Consider the following 930-nt stretch of genomic DNA (forward strand, 5'->3'; position numbering starts at 1 on the left):
ATTCAGGGGGAAAGAAATTTTCTCAGACCCCACAAGCATTGCAAATCAAGGACTTCGGGTTATGAAAAACCCTCACTTTCGACAGGCGGCGAATAAGCGCGAGGAACCCGCGGCAACGGCCGCGGGTTCCAGAATACACATGTTCCGGGAAAATTGCGGATCTAGATCCACATGTGCATGCCGTTCGCCAAGTTCAAAGTTACCCCATAGGTCAGGTACAAGAGCCAAATGCCGGTCAAGAGTTGAAAGAATGACACAGCCTTGTTGCCAAAGGGATTGTTGGTGAAGCGGTAGTAAATCTCGCTGATGTAGATCAAACTTAGTCCGATAAACAAAATTCCGGCAGGAACGTCACCAGCCTTAAAAAACGAGATCATGCCGAGCACGCCGAGGCCCAAAACGGGAATCGCCATCCAAGCATCCGGCCCCGAGTCGTGCCCCCGGTATCGGCGGTAACCCATGACAATCCAGTGGATCCCGTATATGGTGAATGCCACCGCCGCCATGTATAAGGGTGGGGCTGCACGGTACACCGGAAACCAGCTTAAACCCACCATAAGGTAAATACCCGTGATTAATTGGCCGAAGCCACCAAGAAACATGCCCCAAAGCCCTAGGGCCTTTTCCGTCGCTTCCTTGGACTCGTTGTGTCTCGGACCGCCAAAGAGCCCTTCGCCACCTTGAACGAAGTAGTTGATCGAAAGGCTCAGGAAGCCGATCCCCAACGGCACAAACTCCGATGCTGGGTAGGACATATAATTTCTCCCCTTTATTGAATCGGATACGGTACCACCATAGGAACCATCCTCGTATAAAAAGAATTAGCCTACTAGCCTAAGACCAAGGTCTTGGGGGGGCTGTCTCAAAAGCCTATTTCCCTAAATTTCTCCCCCACTTGACCCCCAAAAACGGGCAGGAAAGTGACCTACT

1 protein-coding gene is annotated in these 930 nt (G+C 51.4%); it reads right to left on the bottom strand.

All coding sequences use genetic code 11. The features are described from left to right. Positions 1-161 precede the first annotated feature (161 nt). Positions 162-755, bottom strand: a complete 594-nt coding sequence (locus tag HIJ39_RS23165) for a hypothetical protein (RefSeq protein WP_169103377.1) — start codon at positions 753-755, stop codon at positions 162-164. Between the last annotated feature and the right edge of the window lie 175 nt (positions 756-930).

This window comes from Sulfobacillus harzensis (assembly GCF_012933365.1).
GTDB lineage: Bacteria > Bacillota > Sulfobacillia > Sulfobacillales > Sulfobacillaceae > Sulfobacillus_B > Sulfobacillus_B harzensis.

What these genes read in the sequence shown, in the direction of transcription:
- HIJ39_RS23165 (WP_169103377.1), bottom strand. Translation starts at nt 755, where the DNA reads ATGTCCTACCCAGCATCGGAGTTTGTGCCGTTGGGGATCGGCTTCCTG.